This is a genomic window from Flavobacterium nitrogenifigens, from assembly GCF_003254565.1.
Lineage (GTDB): Bacteria > Bacteroidota > Bacteroidia > Flavobacteriales > Flavobacteriaceae > Flavobacterium > Flavobacterium nitrogenifigens.
In genome coordinates, this window is the sequence record NZ_QJRI01000094.1 from 1 (window position 1) to 484 (window position 484).

The window sequence follows — 484 nt, forward strand, 5'->3', positions numbered from 1 at the left end:
CGGAGCATCATTCCAATACCCGTTTGAATTGTACCACAAATAAAGCCCAACGCCTTTCTGAGCGCCATATGCCGCTAATTCTTCTATTTTATCGCGGCCTATCTGCGTATCCCAAAGCGCATCGACTAAAATGGTTTCATATCCCATCGCAGCGCTGAAGTCAATATATTGCTTTTGAACAGGAAAAGTGGTGTTATTATCCATTTTGATAATCCAGCTCCAAGTGCCTTTTGTGTACTGGTATTCTTTAGAGGCCTCATATTTTGGCTTAACCAAGTCAAACGGAATCGTGGTCTCCACTATCGGAGCAAGGGTTTCTCCTATTGTAATGGTGCGCCATGGCGTTTCTCCCGGAAGCGGAATTCCCGGCGATGTCGTCCCGTTTCCGTTATTTTCTCCCGGCATCGGAAATCCGATTGAATACAATCCGTTCTCATGTCCTATCAAGCGGCTGGCACAATAGCCGCCGTCTACTCCTGTTTCA

At 46.5% G+C, this 484-nt stretch carries 1 protein-coding gene; it reads right to left on the reverse strand.

Annotated elements, in window-relative coordinates; all coding sequences use genetic code 11:
* Positions 1 to 484 (reverse strand): glycoside hydrolase family 97 catalytic domain-containing protein (locus DM397_RS00410; protein ID WP_204251853.1); only part of this gene is annotated, 484 nt, incomplete at both ends.